Source organism: Panacibacter microcysteis (assembly GCF_015831355.1).
In the GTDB taxonomy this organism is placed as follows: Bacteria; Bacteroidota; Bacteroidia; order Chitinophagales; family Chitinophagaceae; genus Panacibacter; species Panacibacter microcysteis.
This window is the reverse complement of record NZ_JADWYR010000002.1, coordinates 992103-1010943: the sequence shown is the minus strand read 5'-3', so window position 1 is coordinate 1010943 and position 18841 is coordinate 992103. Positions and strand designations below refer to the sequence as shown.

General features: G+C 41.5%; 14 protein-coding genes. 3 read left to right on the top strand and 11 right to left on the bottom strand.

The window, feature by feature from the left end:
• Positions 1 to 47 precede the first annotated feature (47 nt).
• From I5907_RS16030 to lpdA, 4 genes are all read right to left on the bottom strand, one after another.
• Complete coding sequence (locus tag I5907_RS16030; protein ID WP_196991816.1) at positions 48 to 2822, bottom strand: TonB-dependent receptor; 2775 nt, start codon at positions 2820 to 2822, stop codon at positions 48 to 50.
• Positions 2822 to 3580 carry a hypothetical protein gene (locus I5907_RS16025; RefSeq protein WP_196991815.1) on the bottom strand — a complete coding sequence of 253 codons (759 nt, stop codon included), beginning with the start codon at positions 3578 to 3580 and terminating at the stop codon, positions 2822 to 2824. The genes I5907_RS16030 and I5907_RS16025 overlap by 1 nt, the downstream gene beginning before the upstream one ends.
• Positions 3581 to 3931: 351 nt before the next feature.
• The gene (locus tag I5907_RS16020; RefSeq protein ID WP_196991814.1) at positions 3932 to 5230 is read right to left on the bottom strand and encodes an OmpA family protein; all 1299 of its coding nucleotides are present in this window, start codon (positions 5228 to 5230) and stop codon (positions 3932 to 3934) included.
• 131 nt (positions 5231 to 5361) lie between these two features.
• The gene (gene lpdA, locus I5907_RS16015; protein ID WP_196991813.1) at positions 5362 to 6771 is read right to left on the bottom strand and encodes a dihydrolipoyl dehydrogenase; all 1410 of its coding nucleotides are present in this window, start codon (positions 6769 to 6771) and stop codon (positions 5362 to 5364) included.
• Positions 6772 to 7124: 353 nt separating this feature from the next.
• Between lpdA and I5907_RS16010 the strand changes: the two genes are divergently transcribed.
• Positions 7125 to 7790 (top strand): YggS family pyridoxal phosphate-dependent enzyme, encoded by a 666-nt coding sequence (locus I5907_RS16010; RefSeq protein WP_196991812.1) that lies wholly within the window; start codon positions 7125 to 7127, stop codon positions 7788 to 7790.
• Positions 7791 to 7836: 46 nt separating this feature from the next.
• On the opposite strand, the gene I5907_RS16005 is transcribed toward I5907_RS16010, so the two are convergent.
• The 3 genes from I5907_RS16005 to I5907_RS15995 form a co-directional block, all read right to left on the bottom strand.
• Positions 7837 to 8505 (bottom strand): outer membrane beta-barrel protein, encoded by a 669-nt coding sequence (locus I5907_RS16005; RefSeq protein WP_196991811.1) that lies wholly within the window; start codon positions 8503 to 8505, stop codon positions 7837 to 7839.
• A 251-nt stretch (positions 8506 to 8756) separates the two neighbouring features.
• Positions 8757 to 10271 (bottom strand): serine hydrolase, encoded by a 1515-nt coding sequence (locus I5907_RS16000; RefSeq protein WP_196991810.1) that lies wholly within the window; start codon positions 10269 to 10271, stop codon positions 8757 to 8759.
• 53 nt (positions 10272 to 10324) lie between these two features.
• Positions 10325 to 11410, bottom strand: coding sequence for a Gfo/Idh/MocA family oxidoreductase (locus I5907_RS15995; protein ID WP_196991809.1), 1086 nt, complete (start codon positions 11408 to 11410; stop codon positions 10325 to 10327).
• A gap of 139 nt (positions 11411 to 11549) precedes the next feature.
• Here I5907_RS15995 and I5907_RS15990 point away from each other — a divergent pair, with 139 nt between their 5' ends.
• A complete protein-coding gene (locus tag I5907_RS15990) occupies positions 11550 to 12017 on the top strand; it encodes a thioredoxin family protein (protein WP_196991808.1) in 468 nt (155 codons plus the stop codon).
• Here the strand turns inward: I5907_RS15990 and I5907_RS15985 are convergent.
• The 3 genes from I5907_RS15985 to I5907_RS15975 all read right to left on the bottom strand — a co-directional run bounded on the left by I5907_RS15985 (position 12012) and on the right by I5907_RS15975 (position 15001).
• Positions 12012 to 12575, bottom strand: a complete 564-nt coding sequence (locus I5907_RS15985; protein ID WP_196991807.1) for an NUDIX domain-containing protein — start codon at positions 12573 to 12575, stop codon at positions 12012 to 12014. The two genes, I5907_RS15990 and I5907_RS15985, sit on opposite strands and share 6 nt — an antisense overlap.
• A 257-nt stretch (positions 12576 to 12832) precedes the next feature.
• Positions 12833 to 14056 (bottom strand): alkaline phosphatase family protein, encoded by a 1224-nt coding sequence (locus I5907_RS15980; protein WP_346266790.1) that lies wholly within the window; start codon positions 14054 to 14056, stop codon positions 12833 to 12835.
• 183 nt (positions 14057 to 14239) lie between these two features.
• Positions 14240 to 15001, bottom strand: coding sequence for a superoxide dismutase (locus I5907_RS15975; protein WP_196991805.1), 762 nt, complete (start codon positions 14999 to 15001; stop codon positions 14240 to 14242).
• Positions 15002 to 15321: 320 nt separating this feature from the next.
• Between I5907_RS15975 and I5907_RS15970 the strand changes: the two genes are divergently transcribed.
• Positions 15322 to 16155 carry a hypothetical protein gene (locus tag I5907_RS15970; protein WP_196991804.1) on the top strand — a complete coding sequence of 278 codons (834 nt, stop codon included), beginning with the start codon at positions 15322 to 15324 and terminating at the stop codon, positions 16153 to 16155.
• An 89-nt stretch (positions 16156 to 16244) separates the two neighbouring features.
• Here the strand turns inward: I5907_RS15970 and ccsA are convergent, their stop codons facing one another.
• Complete coding sequence (gene ccsA, locus I5907_RS15965) at positions 16245 to 18815, bottom strand: cytochrome c biogenesis protein CcsA (protein ID WP_196991803.1); 2571 nt, start codon at positions 18813 to 18815, stop codon at positions 16245 to 16247.
• Positions 18816 to 18841: the final 26 nt, after the last annotated feature.

The window sequence follows — 18841 nt, the reverse complement described above, 5'->3', positions numbered from 1 at the left end:
CAGGCGATGCCATTATGACTAAAAGTTTGGTTCATAAATATTTTCTACTAAAACCTGATATTGAAATTTACATATGGTATGGCGCTTCCAAAAATGGACAGCTTATAACCGTTTACCGCCCCGTTTTCTGAAACATAGTAAACTGAGTATGGATTTTTTCTGCCCGTTAAGTTGTATACACCCACCGTCCATGAATTATGTGTTTTCTGGTGCACTTTGTGGTTGCCTTCTATATTCATAGAAAAATCTGTACGAAAATAATCCGGTATCCTGTGTCCGTTGCGGTTTGCATACAATGTACGCTCGCCATCTGCGTAATAGAATCTGCCTATGGGTAACGTTATTGGCCTGCCTGTACTATAGGTTGCATTAAGTGAAATACTAAAGCGATGTGAGAACCGATAGTTCCCGATGAACGTAACGTCATGCGGCTTGTCGTAGTTGGCAGGATAGGGATCCCCATTATTGATAAAATCGCCAGTTTCAGGATTATCTGCCGTTAGTAAAATGCGGCTGTATGTATAGCTAACCCAACCATTGAATTTACCTGTTAACTTCTTGATCAATAATTCAGCGCCGTATGCTTTGCCTTTTGTTTTCAAAACGTCGGTTTCTATGTGCGGATTAAGCACCAACACTGCTCCACTTTTATAATCGAGATAATCCTTGATACGTTTATAATAGATCTCTCCTGATATCTCGATGGTATTATTCTTGAGGTTTTTATAAATGCCCACAGACACCTGGTCGCCATACTGAGGTTTAATGTTAGGATCACTCAGCTTCCAGATATCAGTAGGTGCCATGGCCGCAGTATTTGACAACATGTGTATGTATTGCCGCTGGCTGTTGTAACCCGCCTTTATGGACAGCGTTTGATTAAGTATATACCTTGCGCCAATTCTCAGCTCTGGCCCGTGGTATGTTTTTACAATTTTGCCTTTGTCGTAAGTTGTTGTGCCAATAATGTTGTCTTCTGTTTTAGGAACGCCGTCCGGATAGTTATTAACCGTGTAAGGCCCGAAGAAATTATACACAGAGTACCGGATGCCACTTTCAATAGAAAGCTTATTGTTGATATTGTATTTATCGCTAAAATATAGTGCAGATTCAAGTGCCTGCTCTGCCTGCATTTCTACAGGCACTACCAACGATTCTTTGCCTATGGGCTGGTAAGTACCGGAATGTAATTTATAGAAGAGGCTGTTAATGCCAAACTCAACAGTATGTTTACTATTAATAAAATAATTAACGTGTGCCTTGAAATATGCCTGGTTGATATCAAAGCCCAGTGAATATGCGTTAACAGGATTTTTTTCGCTCGAAATCTTGTATGCATAATTATCGTAACCAGCAGTTACAAGGCTATAGACTTTGTTGCTGAAAATGTGCTTCCATTTTAAAGAAACATTTTTGTTACCGTACGTGTAAAATGTATCGCTGTTAAGATTGAACCGGTCACTGCTCATATAACCGGTAAGATAGATGTAGTTCTTTTTGTTGATCTCGTGGGTGATGTTCAAGTTAAGATCATAGAACGATGCCTTGCTGTTTTCGTACGCTGATGGTAATAGTTTTAACAACCAGTTGGCGTATGTGGTTCTACCTCCAAGAATGAAAGAAGATTTATCTTTTACCAACGGTCCTTCAATGTTTATCCTGCTTGTTAGTAAGCCAATACCTGCAGAACCGGTGATATTCTTTTTATTCCCCTCGCGGCTGTTGATGTTTACCACAGATGATAATCTTCCGCCATACCTTGCCGGAATACTGCTTTTAAAGAGCTCTACGTCTTTTACTACTTCGGGATTGAAGGCGGAAAACATACCGAAAAAGTGAGCCGGATTATAAATGGTTGCGTCATTGAATAAAATGAGGTTCTGATCTGCGGAGCCACCGCGTACATTCAGGCCGGTACTGGCTTCCCCGACAGACTTTACACCCGGCATGGTAAGGGCAACCCTTAGTACATCAGCTTCTCCAAAAACTACCGGCACCTGCTTGATTGTTTTGATATCAATCTTTTGCGAACCCATCTGCAGGCTACGGATATTGCTAGCTTTTTCGGCTGAAACGATCACCCGTTTCAACGTCATCACAGTGCCTGCCATGTCTATGTTTATTTTACCTTCTCCCTGTACAAGTAACTGGCGCTTAGTGTCGGTCATGCCAATACTTTGAACGAATAACGTATGCTTGCCTTTAGGTAGCTGAATGGTAAAATAACCATATTGATCTGTTGATACACCAATGGTGGGGTTTTGGATATAAACCGATGCGCCGATAACAGGTTCTCCCGACTTTGCATCTCTGATGTATCCGGTAACAGTCACTCTTTCTTCACCTGTATTAACGTTTTTCTGGCCAATTACATAAAGCTTGTTATCCTGTTTGGCAACCTGCACCTTCTCTTCCGGCTCCTCAATATCCTTTGCTGATGTTTGAGCGGACGAATCTTGCGGGTTTGTAACAACCGCAAAAAAAGACTCCGGTAAATCAGTTTGAACAGTTATGCCCTTACTTACAAAAACATTTTTATCATGGTCAATTGTGTACACCAGGCCAATGTCTTTAAAGGCCGCAGTAAGCACCGCTTGTAAGGGCTCGTTTTTTACTGAAAGACTGATTCTGGTTGAATCAAACCAGGCAGTATCATAATAAAATTTATAACCAGATTGCTTTTCTATGGTAATAAGAAATGTATCAATAGTAAGACCTTTGAAATCACCGGAAATTACAGGCCCACCAGTCTGCTGTGCCCGCAGTTGACTACAACAAAACAAAAAGCTGATCAAAATGATGGTGTAAATTTTCACTTGCATTAGTTTGTATGGGTTGTTGATAGCTGATCATAGTAAGCCGCAGTCTTTGCAAGTACGCCATCTTTGTCGTCCCTGAAATTCAGCTTGTTTTTTTTGAGGAAAGACTGAATGTCTTTTTTCTTATCTCTGAATGCAGCAAGCAGTGCTTTCCGGTTGTTGATGACGATATACCGGTTACCTTTTTGCAGGTAATAATCGGTAGCATCAATAATGAAAGTTCTCAGTTTACTGCCTGATAAGTCTTCGCCCAGTGTCTTTAACTGTTTCTTGTAAGCTTTGCATTTCCCATCGTACAAAATTTCGTAGAATCCAGCTTTTAGAGTGTTATAGGCCGTGTCCTTTTCCAGTTTTTTAAAATGGCGGTTTTCAATGCTGAAAGCTGTTGTTTTTTCATTGTTGAGCTGAACAAGATAGTTTGTAGCAGGTACTCTTGTAACAATCATGTTTTTCAAAATATCATAACGTAAAGGCACATTTTCATACAATATGCCATCATATTCAATGCTGCCATTATCCATTTCATTCGAAGCAATAAGAAAGGGCGTGCCTTCACTAATTGTATGGGCATACACAACATATTGCCTTCCGTTATAAAGACCACTTTCTTTATCGATATAGCTGTTATGCAGGCGGGTTATATAAAGCCTTGCATTTTCAAGAGCAATGCTGTCTTCCTGGTCTTGCTGGGAAAATACAACTATTGGAATTGAACAAAACAACAGCATCTTAAGGTAGCGGCCGACAGATGGAAAACCCATAAGCAGTATCGTTAATTTGGCGATTAAATATTGAAAACTAATGGTTTTTGAATTAAATCAGTAAAGAAAATAGATGAGTGTTCAAAAAGTGGCGACATAATTAAAGTTCTTAAATGGCAACTACACTTTTTTGGGTACCCGGCAACTTATCCCTGGTTAGGCATCGTTGCGTCGCACTCTTGTACTTTTGTACGTAACTCAGCATTCCATGACACAGGGTTGCGCATATGCGTTGCACGGTCATCTCGAAAATGCCGGCATACTTAGCTGTCTGCGCAATCACTTTTCCCATCGTATAAATAAAAAAGCCCCGGAAAAATTCCGGGGCTTTATAATCATAAAAGTATGTTGTTACTGAGCCACACTAAATTCAACTCTTCTGTTCAATGCCCGGCCTGCGGCAGTTTTATTGTCTGCTATCGGGTTGTCAATTCCATGACCCGCTGCAGTTAATATGTCTGTTGAAATTCCCTTCTTAACGAGGTATGTTTTTACAGCGTCTGCTCTCTTTTGAGAAAGTGTAAGATTGGTTGCTGGTTTACCCGTGTTATCAGTATAACCGTCAATTGACAACTTCAATGTAGGATGTTCGTTTAATATCTTCACCAGTTTATCAAGTTCCGTTACTGCACCTTTTGTAAGAATTGCTTTACCTGTAGCAAACTGTACGTTTTTCGCGTTAAAGTTGAACTGCTCAAGGCGTGGACAACCGTTATTATCAGCAGGGCCTGCTTCTGTAGGGCACCTGTCATTTTCATCATTCACGCCATCACCATCAGTATCTGGTATCGGGCAACCCTGGTATCTCGGAAATCCCGCAACAGTAGGGCACTTGTCCTCTTCATCATTTACACCATCTTTGTCGGTATCAGGAATGGGGCAACCGTCATATTTAGCAAGCCCGGCAACAGTAGGACATTTATCCTGCTCATCGTTAATGCCGTCTTTATCTGTGTCGGGAATAGGACAGCCCTGGTATTTGGCTAAACCAACAACAGTGGGGCATTTGTCATCAGCATCAATAACACCATCCATGTCTGTATCAGCAGGTGGTGGCGGTGGAGGAGGAGGCAATACTTTCGCTTTGGGCTCCGTAAGCGGAGCAAGTACACCGAAAGAATAAAACAAATGATTCACTTTATTATCACTGTAAGCGAGTTTATATTGCGCCTGAGCCAGGAGAAAGGTATTCCCCTGAAACGGACTTATTTGTAAACCAACTCCAAAAGGTGATTGCGCTCCAAATTTTGACGCGTAATTGTATCCTTCAATACCAGCCGTTAAAAAAGGGTTTATGACAGCTTTGTCATGAAACATTTTGATGTTAAATGAAGCACCCAAAGATTGAAAATAGTCCGCCACCTGGTCAGGAAAAGTTTGTGGCAATCGATTAAGAAAACTTCCGGTGTATGTAACTGAAAGGTCGATGTTTTTAGTTAATCCTTTCCAGTAATGAGCCGCAAAGCCAGCATTAAGTTTGCTGAATCCACCAATTTTAGCATCACTTATTGAAGTGTTCTTTATATCATTGGCAGCAATAAAATCAGTTCCGGCAACACTAAAGCCAATCGACGAAGGTTTTTTTTCTGTTTGGGCAAATACGCCTGTTGCCAGCAGCAGGCAGGAAACTACGGTTAGATTTTTTCTCATGTGTAAACGTTTGATATGATTTAATAAACGTAAAAAAGCAAAATAGGTTGACTTATAGCCTGGTAACTATATGTCAACCTATTATTAGTTCATGTATTTCCGGTTAAGAATGTCTGCGTACAGGAATGATACTAAATGTCTATAGCCTCTCCATAAGCCACTGCTGTAGCCTCTTTCAAACCTTCACTCATCGTCGGATGCGGATGCACTGCATTCAAAATTTCATGCGCGGTGGTTTCTAGTTTACGTGCAACAACAGCTTCAGCTATCATCTCTGTAACGTTACTGCCAATCATATGGCAACCCAGAAACTCACCATATTTCGCATCGTAAATTACCTTTACAAAACCTTCAGTTGCACCGGCTGCACTTGCCTTACCGCTCGCCATGAAGGGGAACTTGCCAACTTTAATTTCATAGCCGGCTTCTTTGGCCGCTTTCTCAGAGAATCCAACACTTGCTATTTCAGGACTGCAATAGGTACATCCCGGTATATTGCTGTAATCCATCGGTTCCGGCTGGTGATGGAATTTCTTTTCCATATAACCAATATATTCAGCCGCAAGAATACCTTCTTTACTTGCTTTATGCGCCAGTGCCTGGTTTGGTGTACAATCACCAATGGCAAAAATACCCTGCACATTTGTCTGCATGAATTTATCCGTTACAATTCTTCCCTTATCTACTTTAATGCCACTTTCTTCCAGGCCAAGGTTCTCAACATTAGCCACTACACCCACTGCACTTAATACAATATCTGCTTCCAGCATTACTGTGCTGCCATCCTGTTTTTTTACCAATGCCTTTACGCCTTCACCACTGCTGTCTACACTTTCAACTGAAGCACTGGTCATTATTTCCATACCTTGTTTCTTAAGCTGTTTCTCCAGTTCTTTGGAGATATCTTCATCTTCCACAGGTACTATCCTTGGCATAAATTCAACAACGGTAACCTTTGTGCCAAGACTGTTGTAGAAGTAACCAAATTCAATTCCTATTGCCCCGCTGCCTACGATAATCATGCGCTTGGGCTGCTCCGGCAATACCATCGCCTCACGGTAACCAATAACCTTTTTACCATCCTGTTTCAGGTTAGGCAATTCGCGGCTGCGGCCACCCGTTGCCAGGATGATGTATTTACCTTCTACTGTTTTTTTACTGCCATCTGCTGCTGTTACTTCCACCTGTCCTTTTCCTTTCACCTTACCATAACCCATTATCACTTCAATCTTATTCTTCTTCATCAGGAACTGAACGCCTTTACTCATCTTATCTGCTACACCACGGCTACGCTTTATAACACCACCAAAGTCTGCCTGCGCCTCACCCGCAATAATGCCATAATCTTTACTGTGTTTCAGGTATTCATACACCTGTGCACTTTTTAAAAGCGCTTTGGTAGGAATACAACCCCAGTTAAGACAAATACCACCAAGGCTTTCCTTTTCGATGATTGCTACTGAAAATCCTAACTGAGAAGCACGTATAGCGGCAGGGTAGCCACCCGGGCCACTACCGATAACAATTACGTCGTATGCCATATCTGTTGATAATTTTTGTTGTCAGAAAAATTGCAGGTCATAATCTATGACGTAGCGGCTGCGAATTTACTGGCTTATTACCAAATAGCAAAAGATGGATATAAACATGCGTTCGTATCTTATGTAAAGCAAATACGGTAAAGGAAATTTTGGTTACCGGCTGTAGTTCATGTGGCATCGCCTGTTGTGTCACTCACTGCATCGTTCGGTTCTTTTCCCGGCAAGGGCCAACCATGCTGCACTTTACACTGCATGTTCCTGTTCCACGTTGTATGCTTATAATATTTACATGATAGCTGTGATAATACGTCATATGCCCTGTACCGGCTTTATCTTTACACAAAAAAGTAAGCATGGCAGTTAATGCAGCAGCATTTCATTCATTAACCACAGAACTGGCAGCTAAAAACGTAACACTGGTAGCGGTAAGCAAAACCAAACCTGCCACCGATATTGAAGAACTGTATAATTTGGGCCAGCGCCATTTTGGAGAAAATTACGTGCAGGAACTTGCAGACAAACAGCTAGCCTTACCTCCGGATATTCACTGGCATTTTATTGGCCACTTGCAAAGCAATAAAGTGAAATATATTGCGCCGTTCGTATACCTTATACACGGTGTGGACAGTTACAAACTACTGGTGGAAATAAACAAACAGGCAATGAAAAATAACCGAACCATTCAATGCCTTTTACAAATACACATTGCAGAAGAAGAAACAAAATTTGGTTTAAACGAAGCCGAACTCGATGAACTGTTACGCAACTACAAAAACGACAATCTTTCAAATGTTGCCATAAAAGGTTTTATGGGTATGGCCTCGTTTACAAACGATGCTAACCAGGTAACTAAAGAGTTCATCCATCTCAAGACACTTTTTGATCTGTACAAAACTGCTTTCAACCTCGGGGTTTTATCAATGGGTATGAGCGGCGATTATCAACTTGCCGTAGAAAACGGAAGTAACATGGTACGCATAGGCAGCCTGCTTTTTGGGGAAAGAAATTATACCAAATAAGAAAGAGGCCGCAATGCGGCCTCTTTCTTATAATTATTTAAGCTACTTATTTTTTCAACTCAAACAACCTTATACCTGCGGTAAGTGCAAGAACTGAATTCCTTAGATTGTTTGTATTGCCCGACCGGTCAAATGATGTAAGAATTGGCAGAAAGGCAATCCTGTACTGAGCGCCCAGTGAAATAAATTCTTTGATATTAAACGCAATCTTGAGCTGAAAACCAAAATCTACTCTTTTAAAATTATCGATCTGCAGTTTTTCTTTATCTGAACCAAATACGCGATCTCCGTTCATAGCATAGCCTGCATATAAACCTGCGCCGGCATGTACACTGTTATCGCCCTGCAGTTCAAAATAATATAGCGCATCTCCATATACATACGCATAGTTTAATATGGCCTTGGAAATAGCAGAATCACCAAAAACACCGTAAGCAGACAGAGAATCTTTTGTATTGGTGCCCTGCTGAGAAAGTGATACGCCGGCATCAAAACCGATAAGCGTAGGATATTTTGTTTTAACATACAGTCCAATTGTTGGTCTTGTTACATTTCCTAAACTAAGTGTTCTTTCCGTACTTGCTGCCTGGTAAAACGTAGAAAGGTTTATGCCACCTTCTCCTACAACCATTACCCTGGTTTTGTTACTGTATTGGGCGTTTGATGTAATAACTGTGAGGGTTAGAAGGGAAAGGATCAACAGCGTTTTTTTCATAAAATTTTTGTGCTTTCTGGTAAATGATTTTTAGCAAGGATATAAATCAGTCCTGGTATTGAACTGTGCAACAGGTTTAAAATTCGGTGCAATATTATTGATTATTGCGTGAATCTAAAAATTTGAAAGATTAAGATGTTATTGTAATACAAGGCTGTTATGCCCTGAAACTGCAGTTGCCATGAAAAGATATTGTACAAGTGAGTGACACAACAGGCGATGCCCGGAGGTCTTTGGCTGGTTACCAAATTTTATTGCTTTGTAAAGAGATAGGCATCATATTCAATAAAATCGTTACACTTTATTTCTGTTGAAATTACTTTATCGCCGGCGGTTTTAAAGCGCACCGGGAATATGCCAAAAGCAGCATTGTTGTAGGTAAGCAACCATTCTTCATGATCCATATATTGAAGCCTGGCAACAAGCCCGTTGTGGTGCGGAAATTGTATGAGCAGACCTTTGTTGCTGACGCTTATTTCAATATCACCCATCAATTCATTGGTGAACGTGCCGGCATATGCTGATAAAGACAGCGGCGGCTGGCTGCCTCTTACCCTTGCTTTAAGACTGTCTGTTTTTTTTACAAGTGCAGCATGCTCTTCTTTAAAACCCGCCAGTGCTTTTTGATTCCTGTTTGTACCGGTAACCCCCAAATAGGCGTCGAGCACCTGGTAACGTAATATTTCGAAAAATTGCTGGTTATCATTATTGGTTAATATGGTTATGCCAAGTTTTTCTTCCGGTACAAAACAGGTATTGGTAACAAAACCGTCTGCACCGCCGGTATGCCAATAAACCTGTTTGCCGTTATAATCCCGTTGCAGCAAGCCCAGATTATAGCCAACAATGTGCGACGGGTACAAGTCTGATTTCCTACTGCTGATGATCGTTTGCATCTGCCTGGTTCTGTCTATTACATTCCACGGTAAGATGCGTTTACCATTGTAGCGACCACTATCAAGCTGCATGAGCAACCACTTTGAAATATCCTTTACGCTGCTTACCATACTTCCGGCAGGGCCAATATTGTCGACATTGTCGTATGGTATTAGTTTAAGATCATTCGAAAACCCATTGGTATAGGGGGACGCAGCATTGGGCATCTGGTCCATACCTTGCCCAAGTGTATGTGTATTGCTCATACCCAGCGGCACCAGGAGGCTGTCGTAGACATATACTTCCCACGGCATGCCACTTACAGCGGGTATGATTTCACCCGCGGTAACGAAACAACTGTTGCAATAACCATAACTCTGCCTGAATTGCTGCCCGGGTTTCAGCAGACGCATTTTATAAATAACCTCCCTTCGTGTGAGTGACGAATTCCAGAAAGTAAAATCGCCCTGGAAGGTTTTGGTACCCAGGTGGTGGCTCAGCATGTCTTTGATGTTTACCAGCGCGGTAGTAGTGCTATCATACAGTTTGAAGTCGGGAAAGTATTGTATGATCTTATCATCGAGCGAAAGCTTTTTGTTGTACTCAAGCTGCGCAAGTGCAGTTGCTGTAAACAGCTTGCTGTTGCTGGCGATCATGAAAAGCGTGTTTTCATCTACAGGTGTTTTTGTTTCGAGATTGCTTACACCAAAGCCTTTCATGATAACTGTTTTTCCGTCTTTAACGATTGCAATGGCCAGACCGGGAATTTGCCAGTCTTGCATTCCTTTTGTAATAAAAGCATCGAGACTGTCTTTGATAAAAGCAGGCTGTGCCAATGATGCAAAGCATGATCCGACAAGAAAAATAAATAAAGACAGTCTTGCTTTCATGGAATGATATTTAAAATGATTGGGCAAAAGCGCTGTTGTCCTGAACGCGGCTGTTAATCTCTTGGATAAGCTGCCGCGATAAAGCCTGTGCAGGCAATAGTACGCTTTTCTTTGCTGCTCTCTTCGGCCAGTTCTATCAATTTGATTACATTGAAAGCATGCTCGGGTCTTTCGCGCAGCGGTATTCCTTCCCGGATGGTTTTGTAAAGATTTTCGTAGTAATAGCCATAATCACCTTTTATAGAAGGATACTTTTCATTAAAGACATGACCACTAAGATCGGTATGGATTGTGCCAAAAATCTGTTCATCTTCCTGGCCCCAGTTTTCAACTTCGGTGGGCAATTTACCCGCACGTAAGTAAACTTCCTGCGGGTCTTCGCCATATTTTACAAATGAGCCAAGTGTTCCATGAATCATATAACGGGGCCCGGGCTCTCTAACCAACATGCCTGATTTCAGAATCACTTTGGTAAACCCATAACCAAGTTTGAGTTCAAAATTATCGACCGTGCGTGCATGAGGGCGCTGCAAACGTATGTCAGCAGTAACCTCCTGTGGCAGCCCAAAAAGATAAAAAGCCTGGTCTATCAGGTGCGCACCAAGATCATATAGAATACCGCTTCCGGGTGCTGGCTCCTCCCTCCATGCATTTGGTTTTGCTTCAGGGCGATAGCGATCGTAATGTGCCTCAAATTCATGCACATCACCCAGCAGCTTATTATGCAATAGCCTTTTGATGGTAAGGAAGTCTGACACATAACGCCTGTTCTGGTACACGCTGATCACTTTTCCTACCTGCTGAGAGAGTGTAATCAACTCCTGCGCTTCAGCAGAAGTGATGGTAAAGGGTTTATCAACCACTACATGTTTACCAGCCAGCAAGGACGCTTTTGCATAAGGAAAATGCGTTTCATTGGGTGTTGTGATGATAACCAGTTCAATGTCTTCTATTGCCAGCAGTGCTTCAATGGAACGGGCAATAACCGCACCCGGGAAAAGTGTGGCTGATTCTTTTTGATGTCTTTCCAGCACCGCAATTACGTCGTATTGCTCCGGCCGGGTCTTTACAAAAGGAGCATGCATGAATTTGCCTGCAACTCCAAATCCGATAATGGCTGTCTTAACGGGATTGCTCATAAATATTTTTGTGTTTTTCCTTGAACGAGGGTGCGGCCTGTAAAACTAATCTATATGGAATAAATTGTTAAACCACCGGCAATATATTTTTGTATGTAAGGGAAAGGGCTTTATTTCGTTTTACATTCAAAATAGCATTATGAATAAAATAAAGTATGGCCTGCTGGCACTTTCCATTGTTGCAATAGCATCTGCATTTGCATTCAAAGCAGCAAAGCCTGAAGTGAAAACGACAACTGCAACAACAGACAAGGGCATTACTTTTATAGAGCAGGATTGGAGCAAGGCTTTGCAGGATGCAAAGACCAATAAAAAACTGGTATTCCTTGATATTTATGCTACCTGGTGCGGCCCATGTAAAATGCTTAAGAAAAATACTTTTACAGATGAGAGCGCTGCAAAATTCTTCAACGAGAACTTTATTAATGTGTCTGTTGATGGTGAAAAAGGAGTGGGGCCGGAGCTTGCGGCCAGGTACAAGATTGTTGGATATCCTTCCCTGATCATTACAGATGCTGATGGCAACGTGGTATTGCAAACTGCCGGCTATGTAGACGCTGCTTACCTCATCAATTTTGCCAAGGAAGCTTTAAAAAGAAAATCATAACAACAGACTTCCTTCCAACAGCATGAGTTTGGTTTTAAGCACTGCTGCTACGGAGACTGCATCAGTTATTTTACCATTTTTTACCATTTGATATAAATCATCAAATGGTATTTTTTTTATGGCCAGTTGCTCGGTTTCTTCCGGCATTGCCGCATGTTGAGATAAACCCGTTGCAACATACACAACGCATGCTTCATCGCAAACGGAATTGGATAAATGCATGTCAAGTATTTTGCTCCACCGCTCAGCCTTTAAACCTGTTTCTTCGAGCAGTTCTCTTTTGGCACCATTCAGCGGATCTTCATGCAACGGGCCACCACCTTCAGGAATTTCCCAACTATAGATGTTAATGGGAAAGCGGTATTGGCCAACAATGTACGTGTTCATTGATTCATCCAGCGGAACCACACCGATGGCAATATTTTTAAAATGCACTTTACCATAAATTCCTTTTCCACCAGATGGGTTGATCACATCGTAGTGGGTAACTTTTATCCAGTTATTGTCGTAAGCTTCCTGCTCATGTAAAATTTGCCAGGGATTGTGTTGTTCATTCATGAACTAAATATACTCGTATTAAGTTAGAAGATTTTTATGTACCCGGCAATATTACCGCTATTCATCAACTGTTGCGTCGCACTCTTGTACTGTAACACATTGTTGGGCTTTTGGCTGCGGTGCAAGGCTGCGCACAAATTATACAAAGCACGTGGTGTTGCCTGGCAGCATGTTGCCCAATGCTTCTAAAGTACAAGTGAGTGACACAACAGGCGATGCCATAAAATACTGCTGCCGGCAAACAAATTTTTCTGCCCTTACTGTTTAAGTATGCCGCCTAATACATTGATGTCTCCATCGATCTGTTCGGTGTATGTGAGACCAAGCATGTTGGCAACAAGCGGGTACACATGTACATTCTCAAAACCCTTTATTTTTTTGTGCGGCTTAAACATGGGGCCCCATGCATAAAAGGTAGCACGCATATCTTTCAAAGCCGGATCGAACCCGTGTTTGCCGGGTGTTATTTTACGGTTGCTAATGTTAAATACTTTAGGTAAATGTGGTACGAGTATAATATCTCCTATACGGTTGTATTTGTCGTCTGCCTTACTATAGTGCCACTTTGCGGGAAGCGCGGTGGCAAGATACACATCATAGTCTTTTGCCGTGGCTTTTAGTTTTTCGTACGTTGGTTGTATAGCTGTTTTATCTTTTGCGTACAGGTGCATGAGTGCATCTGCATAACCAGGAATAATAAATTTTGATGTATCAATAACCTGCGGCAGCGGAATAGTGTTGTTTACGTCAACATCCGTCATGCCATGGTCTGAAAGGAAAATATAATTAATGGGTAATTTGAGTTCCTGCAGTGTTTCTGTAAGTTTTGCAACAGCGTTGTCAACAAACAAAACAGAATCTCCCGTTTCCTTTGCATCAGTACCATATTTATGTGCGGCATGATCTACCTGCGGCAGGTAAAATGTAATAAGATGCGGACGTTTTTCTTCAGGCAGTTGCAACCAGTTTTTTACAATATTGATGCGTGTATCTATATCGATTGCTTCATTATAGTAGTAGCAATAAGTTGGTTTTACGCCATGCATGGCAGCTTCTGATCCAACCCAGTAAAAGCTTGCGCTGAGCATCTGCTGTTCTTCGGCAAGCACCCACAAGGGCGTGCCGCCATACCATGAACTGTCTCTTACTATTTCTTTTTTGCTCATGGAATAAGACGCGTGTTTTTGCTCATCATAAAACGAGTTGTCAACAAGACCGTGATGCGCAGGGTACAGGCCGGTAACAATGGTATAATGATTGGGAAAAGTAAGCGACGGGTAAGACGGTTGCATGTAATTTGCACAAACACCTTGCCTGCGTAAACGCAACAGGTTTGCAGCATGGTATTTATCCGCAAAGTCGTACCTGAAACCATCTGCAGATATAAGTATAACATATGGCTTTTGTTGCTGTACCGCACTGTTGACCCTGCCATCAACAATATGTTGTGCAGTATCCTGCGCGGCGAGCCTGGTGAACACAAAAAAAAGTAGAACAGCTGATATGAACGGGTGTTTCATGTGCTGAAGAATTGAAGCTGTGAGGCAGCAAATGTAGCCATCGCAAGGTGATGGCAGGAACGATAAGGCTATTAAATTTTTGTTGCCATACAAAACAACAATGGCGGCCCGGAGCCGCCATTGTTGTAAAAATATTGCAATCGCTTACAGGGCATCAAAACGAGACTGTATATAATCCCAGTTAACCACATTCCACCATGCATTGATATAATCTGGTCTGCGGTTTTGGTATTTCAGGTAGTAGGCGTGTTCCCAAACATCAAGACCTAATAATGGGATGCCTTTTACTTCTGCAACATCCATTAAGGGGTTGTCCTGGTTGGGCGTAGAAGCCACTACCAGTTTTTTACCCGGTGTTGCTATCAGCCATGCCCAGCCACTGCCAAACCTGTTTTTACCAGCATCTGTAAATTGCGTTTTAAAAGCGTCAAAAGAACTGAAGTCTTTTTCAATTGCACTTACAAGCTTACCTGCAGGTTTTGCACCTTCCTGCGGCGCACGCATGCATTTCCAGAATAATTCATGGTTATAATGACCGCCGGCGTTATTACGCATTTTAGCTGAATACTTAGATACGGAACCCAGCAGTTGCTCCAGTTTCACAGAGCCAGTGTCTACTTTTTCTGCAGCCGCAGCTTCTGCAAGGTTCTTTGCATAAGTTGCGGCATGCTTGCTGTAATGTATTTCCATCGTCATCGCGTCGATTACAGGCTCCAATGCGTTGTACGCATAAGGGAGTGGTTGCTGCGTATAAGGCGTTTCAGGAACATTTATATCTGATAAGTTTGAGGGGCTGTTTGCTTTTACAAGCGAGGGCAATATTGTCAGCGATAAGCCTGCTGCAATGCCTGCTTTGCCACTGGTGCTAAGAAAGTCTCTGCGGGTACTTGCTGTCGGTTTTTTCATCTTTTGTATGTTTTTCGTAAGCAATAAAATTAAGACTAATCGATGAAACGAGGTTAATCGGCTATTACAATTAACTGATAATCTGATTACCACACAACGGGGAAAAAATTATATGTACCATGTGTATTTTTTTGCGCAACCAAACCAAAATAACGCAGCTTTCGTATGTAATATCGGTTGGCATTTGGTTTGCCTTATCATTTCCGATTAACATTACTACATTATAGGGGGTTTATAAATAAATCGGGTTGCTTTTCAAAGCGACCTTTTTTATTTATATTCATTTCTAGTAATATATCAAACCAACTTAATGCTACGCCATGAGATTTGTTTTTATTGTTTTAACCACAGTAAGCTTATTCTGTACCTGTAAAGAAGCATCCAAAGAGACCACACTTGTATTTAAACCTTTGCAGGCTGCGCAGTTCAATTTTTCAGCTGATAACAGTTTTGTTCCACCCAATGATGATAGATGGGAGCAGCGGAGAATTATACACGATAGCTGCATGGGAGAAAGCTTTGCCGCCAATGCAATATTCATGAAGACCAAAGACACCTTTAATATTGGCTGCATTGTTAATATGCAAACTTTAAAAGTCGTCAGAGACCTCGACATTAAAATGTTGCCGCAAAACAGCCTCAGTTCTGTCATTGGATTTTTTACAGCTCCGTGTTATCAAAAAATGCAGATAGACATTCCTGCAGCTAAGTTCATGAACCTGCGCGTCAGTTTCGTGGCAGATGGTGCGACAGATGCTATTAACCGTGAGCTCACAGATATCTTTAATCATGCAAACTCAGTCGGGCTTGAAACAGGTTCCTGGTTAAATTTTGATTTGAAGGATGGTATAGCCAACGTTCTCGATACAACTAATAACAGGGAATTACTTGCTTATAAAGAAGCGCTGACAGATACAGCCAATATGGTACTCGTGAGAAGTTCTGCCATGACCGATATAAGTCTTTTTCTTAATCCGGAGAAAATTTCTGCCGGTCTGTTAAACGTATTGAGGCAAAAACCGCTTGCTACACTTAATGGTTCCGCTCTTAAAGCAAAATTATTCCTGATTGGAGAAGGCACAGTCAAAGTTCAGCTAAACGGGTTTTTCCAGGTAGTAGGACAATTTATGCAGGTAAGCGCGGAACAACAGTAATTAATTAAATGTAACTTGTAAAAGACTGAAGTTTTCGGTTTTAAGTCTTTTACAAGTTACTTAGAAATATAAAAATCTTGTACCCTAACCTAAACAGCAGTAAGCCTTATTTTTCTTGTGCGCTGTATAATACTCAGGACGAAACCCAGCACCATAATAATAACCCCAAGCCACACCAGCCATACCATAGGAAATGCATATACTTTTAAAGTCATCAGGTCATTAAGGTTAGATGTTTCTTTTATTCCTATTTGCATAGCACCCTTTTCTTCTTCGCCAAGCTTTTCAAAACGTACTATCAGGCTCTGTGCGATTACTGTATCCGGCAGGTTACGGAAACTGCTGTCACGCATATTTATGGCAAAGCCTGGTTGCACCGTATATTGCCTGCCATCTTTAGCGGTTACATTCATATCCAGCATCACAGCCGTTTCACCCGGCAGTGTTGCTCTTTTGTAATGTTCAGGGTTAACCACCACCTCTTTTAGAACGATGATGCCGTTTGAGTAAAAGATGCTGTCTCCTTTATTTATATTTACAGTTCTGAAACTTGACGTATCGTTAACTGCTTCTGAACCAACCCATGATGTGGCATAAGCATACACATCACCCCAGAAGTAATGTTCTTTGGCAGGATTAGGCGCAAAACCTTCCTGGCCTTTGTTATTTTTCAATACATCGGGGTAAAGAAAGAAATTATCTTTTCCGTCTTTACCTTCAAATTTGACTTCGAAATACTTTTTACGGTCAAAGTCATTCGCTGTATCTCTCAGGTACGTAACATTGTACTTACCCATGTCTGTCCTGATGCCCTTAAAAAGCGTAATATTTTCAGCAGGATCCTGGTCTTTCGTCTTTTCGAAAACGGCAATACCGGTTGTGTTTTGGCTGAGGACTGTTTTTTTACTACTGGAAATAAGGACCCCCAAAAGAAAAAGTGCAAAACCGAAATGCGTAAGAGATCCTCCGGCCCCTTTCATTTTTCCTTTTAAACCTACCCATATGTACATGGCATTGGCTATTACCGCGTAAACAGATGCAAACAGCGCAATATGTATCGCCGCTAAAAACCCTATGCCATGCTTATCGTAGTCGATGTTACCAAAGATGCTTATAGAGAGACTTACGATCAATGCAATAATTGTTGGCAATAACACCTTCTTATAGAAAAAAGATTTTTGGGTGTTTTTGTATTTAAAATACTGCGTGATCGCAGTAAGTACACCTATAATTATTGCAATAAATATCTGTATTTGGTTGTATGAAAACTCGCGGTCTTCAGCGTCAGCATGCTGCTGGTTGAAAATGCGGTTTATAACAGGTAACGATGTCTGGTAAGTAATAATAACAGCAGAAAGGAAAAATACAAGTGCACCAATAAACATCCAGAATTCGCGGCTGTAAGTGCTTTCCTCTTTTTTTATAGATGGTATATATTTATTAAGAAAATAAAACAGGAAAGCAAATGCTATCAGGCATGAAGCCAGTGCAAACACAATATGAAAGTAATAACATCCGGTTATAATGATCGCTGCGCCTGTTACAAGCATTCTTTCATTTTTAGTGCGGCTGGCAAATAATGCCGCGCCCCAGATGAACACCGTTAAAAAAAGGTACAGCTGTTCTGTCATATCCGCACCCGTAAATGCGTGCACTGATGTATCGCCTAAAATACCAGTACGGGTCAGGAATGTTGAATAAAGGATAAGGACAAAACCCAATATGTAAAAGAAATAAGTACTCTTCAGAGAATAACCAGTATGATTATAAACCAGATTAGTATGTAACCCGGCGACGAGCAAAAGCCACGGCACCATAGAAGCATTCTCAACAGGATCCCATGCCCAGTAACCGCCAAAACTTAAGCTTTCATAAGCCCATGCAGCACCCATCATAACCCCCGTACCCAAAGCTGCCGCAGAAAAAGATACCCACGAAAGAGCCGGTTTTGTCCAGCTGTTATCTTTGTTAACAAGGCCTCCAAACGCAAAACCAAAAGGTATAATAGTAGAGGCAAAACCAAGGAAAAGGATAGGAGGGTGGATTACCATCCAGTAATTCTGCAAAAGGGAATTAAGATCGTTGCCTTCTTTAATTCGTGGCAGGTTCAGGTATTCCGGGTTATCAAAAATAGGTGCACCGGCCATCTGGTGACGCAATAAGATAAACGGATCATTTCCAAGCCTGACATCAAATATGTAGATGCCTACAAGCATAGTGGCAATACAGAATTGCGCAAATGAAATAACGGTCATTACCGGCGCTTCCCACTTTTTATTACGCAAGATGAAAACCCAGCCTAAAACACAATGCCAAAAGTTCCATAACATAAAACTGCCTTCCTGGCCCTCCCAGAAGCTTGCCAGTAAGTACTGCGGCTGCAGAGAAAGTGCTCGTGAAGAGTGATTCCAGGCATAGAAATATTCATGGTAATGGTTAGAAATAATATGATACAAAAAGAGGTAAATACTGATCACAGAAATCGTTTCCACAAGAAAAGCCATGCGTGCAAACTTCAACCAGCTTTGGCGATCTTTTAAATCGGCCGTTTTGTTGGCTTTAAAGAAAGCAATCGTAGCAATAAGAGAAGCAACAAGAGAAAGGACAGCAAAAAAGTGACCCAGTTGCCCGGGCAATAAATGTTCACCTACATACTCCATTGTAAACTATTGGTTTGGTAAAAAGC

Coding starts and splice junctions, on each gene's coding strand:
- I5907_RS15990 (WP_196991808.1), top strand. CDS start 11,550: ATGAATAAAATAAAGTATGGCCTGCTGGCACTTTCCATTGTTGCAATA.
- I5907_RS16010 (WP_196991812.1), top strand. CDS start 7,125: ATGGCAGTTAATGCAGCAGCATTTCATTCATTAACCACAGAACTGGCA.
- I5907_RS16005 (WP_196991811.1), bottom strand. CDS start 8,505: ATGAAAAAAACGCTGTTGATCCTTTCCCTTCTAACCCTCACAGTTATT.
- I5907_RS16020 (WP_196991814.1), bottom strand. CDS start 5,230: ATGAGAAAAAATCTAACCGTAGTTTCCTGCCTGCTGCTGGCAACAGGC.
- ccsA (WP_196991803.1), bottom strand. CDS start 18,815: ATGGAGTATGTAGGTGAACATTTATTGCCCGGGCAACTGGGTCACTTT.
- I5907_RS16000 (WP_196991810.1), bottom strand. CDS start 10,271: ATGAAAGCAAGACTGTCTTTATTTATTTTTCTTGTCGGATCATGCTTT.
- I5907_RS16025 (WP_196991815.1), bottom strand. CDS start 3,580: ATGGGTTTTCCATCTGTCGGCCGCTACCTTAAGATGCTGTTGTTTTGT.
- I5907_RS15995 (WP_196991809.1), bottom strand. CDS start 11,410: ATGAGCAATCCCGTTAAGACAGCCATTATCGGATTTGGAGTTGCAGGC.
- I5907_RS15985 (WP_196991807.1), bottom strand. CDS start 12,575: ATGAATGAACAACACAATCCCTGGCAAATTTTACATGAGCAGGAAGCT.
- I5907_RS15975 (WP_196991805.1), bottom strand. CDS start 15,001: ATGAAAAAACCGACAGCAAGTACCCGCAGAGACTTTCTTAGCACCAGT.
- I5907_RS15970 (WP_196991804.1), top strand. CDS start 15,322: ATGAGATTTGTTTTTATTGTTTTAACCACAGTAAGCTTATTCTGTACC.
- lpdA (WP_196991813.1), bottom strand. CDS start 6,771: ATGGCATACGACGTAATTGTTATCGGTAGTGGCCCGGGTGGCTACCCT.
- I5907_RS16030 (WP_196991816.1), bottom strand. CDS start 2,822: ATGCAAGTGAAAATTTACACCATCATTTTGATCAGCTTTTTGTTTTGT.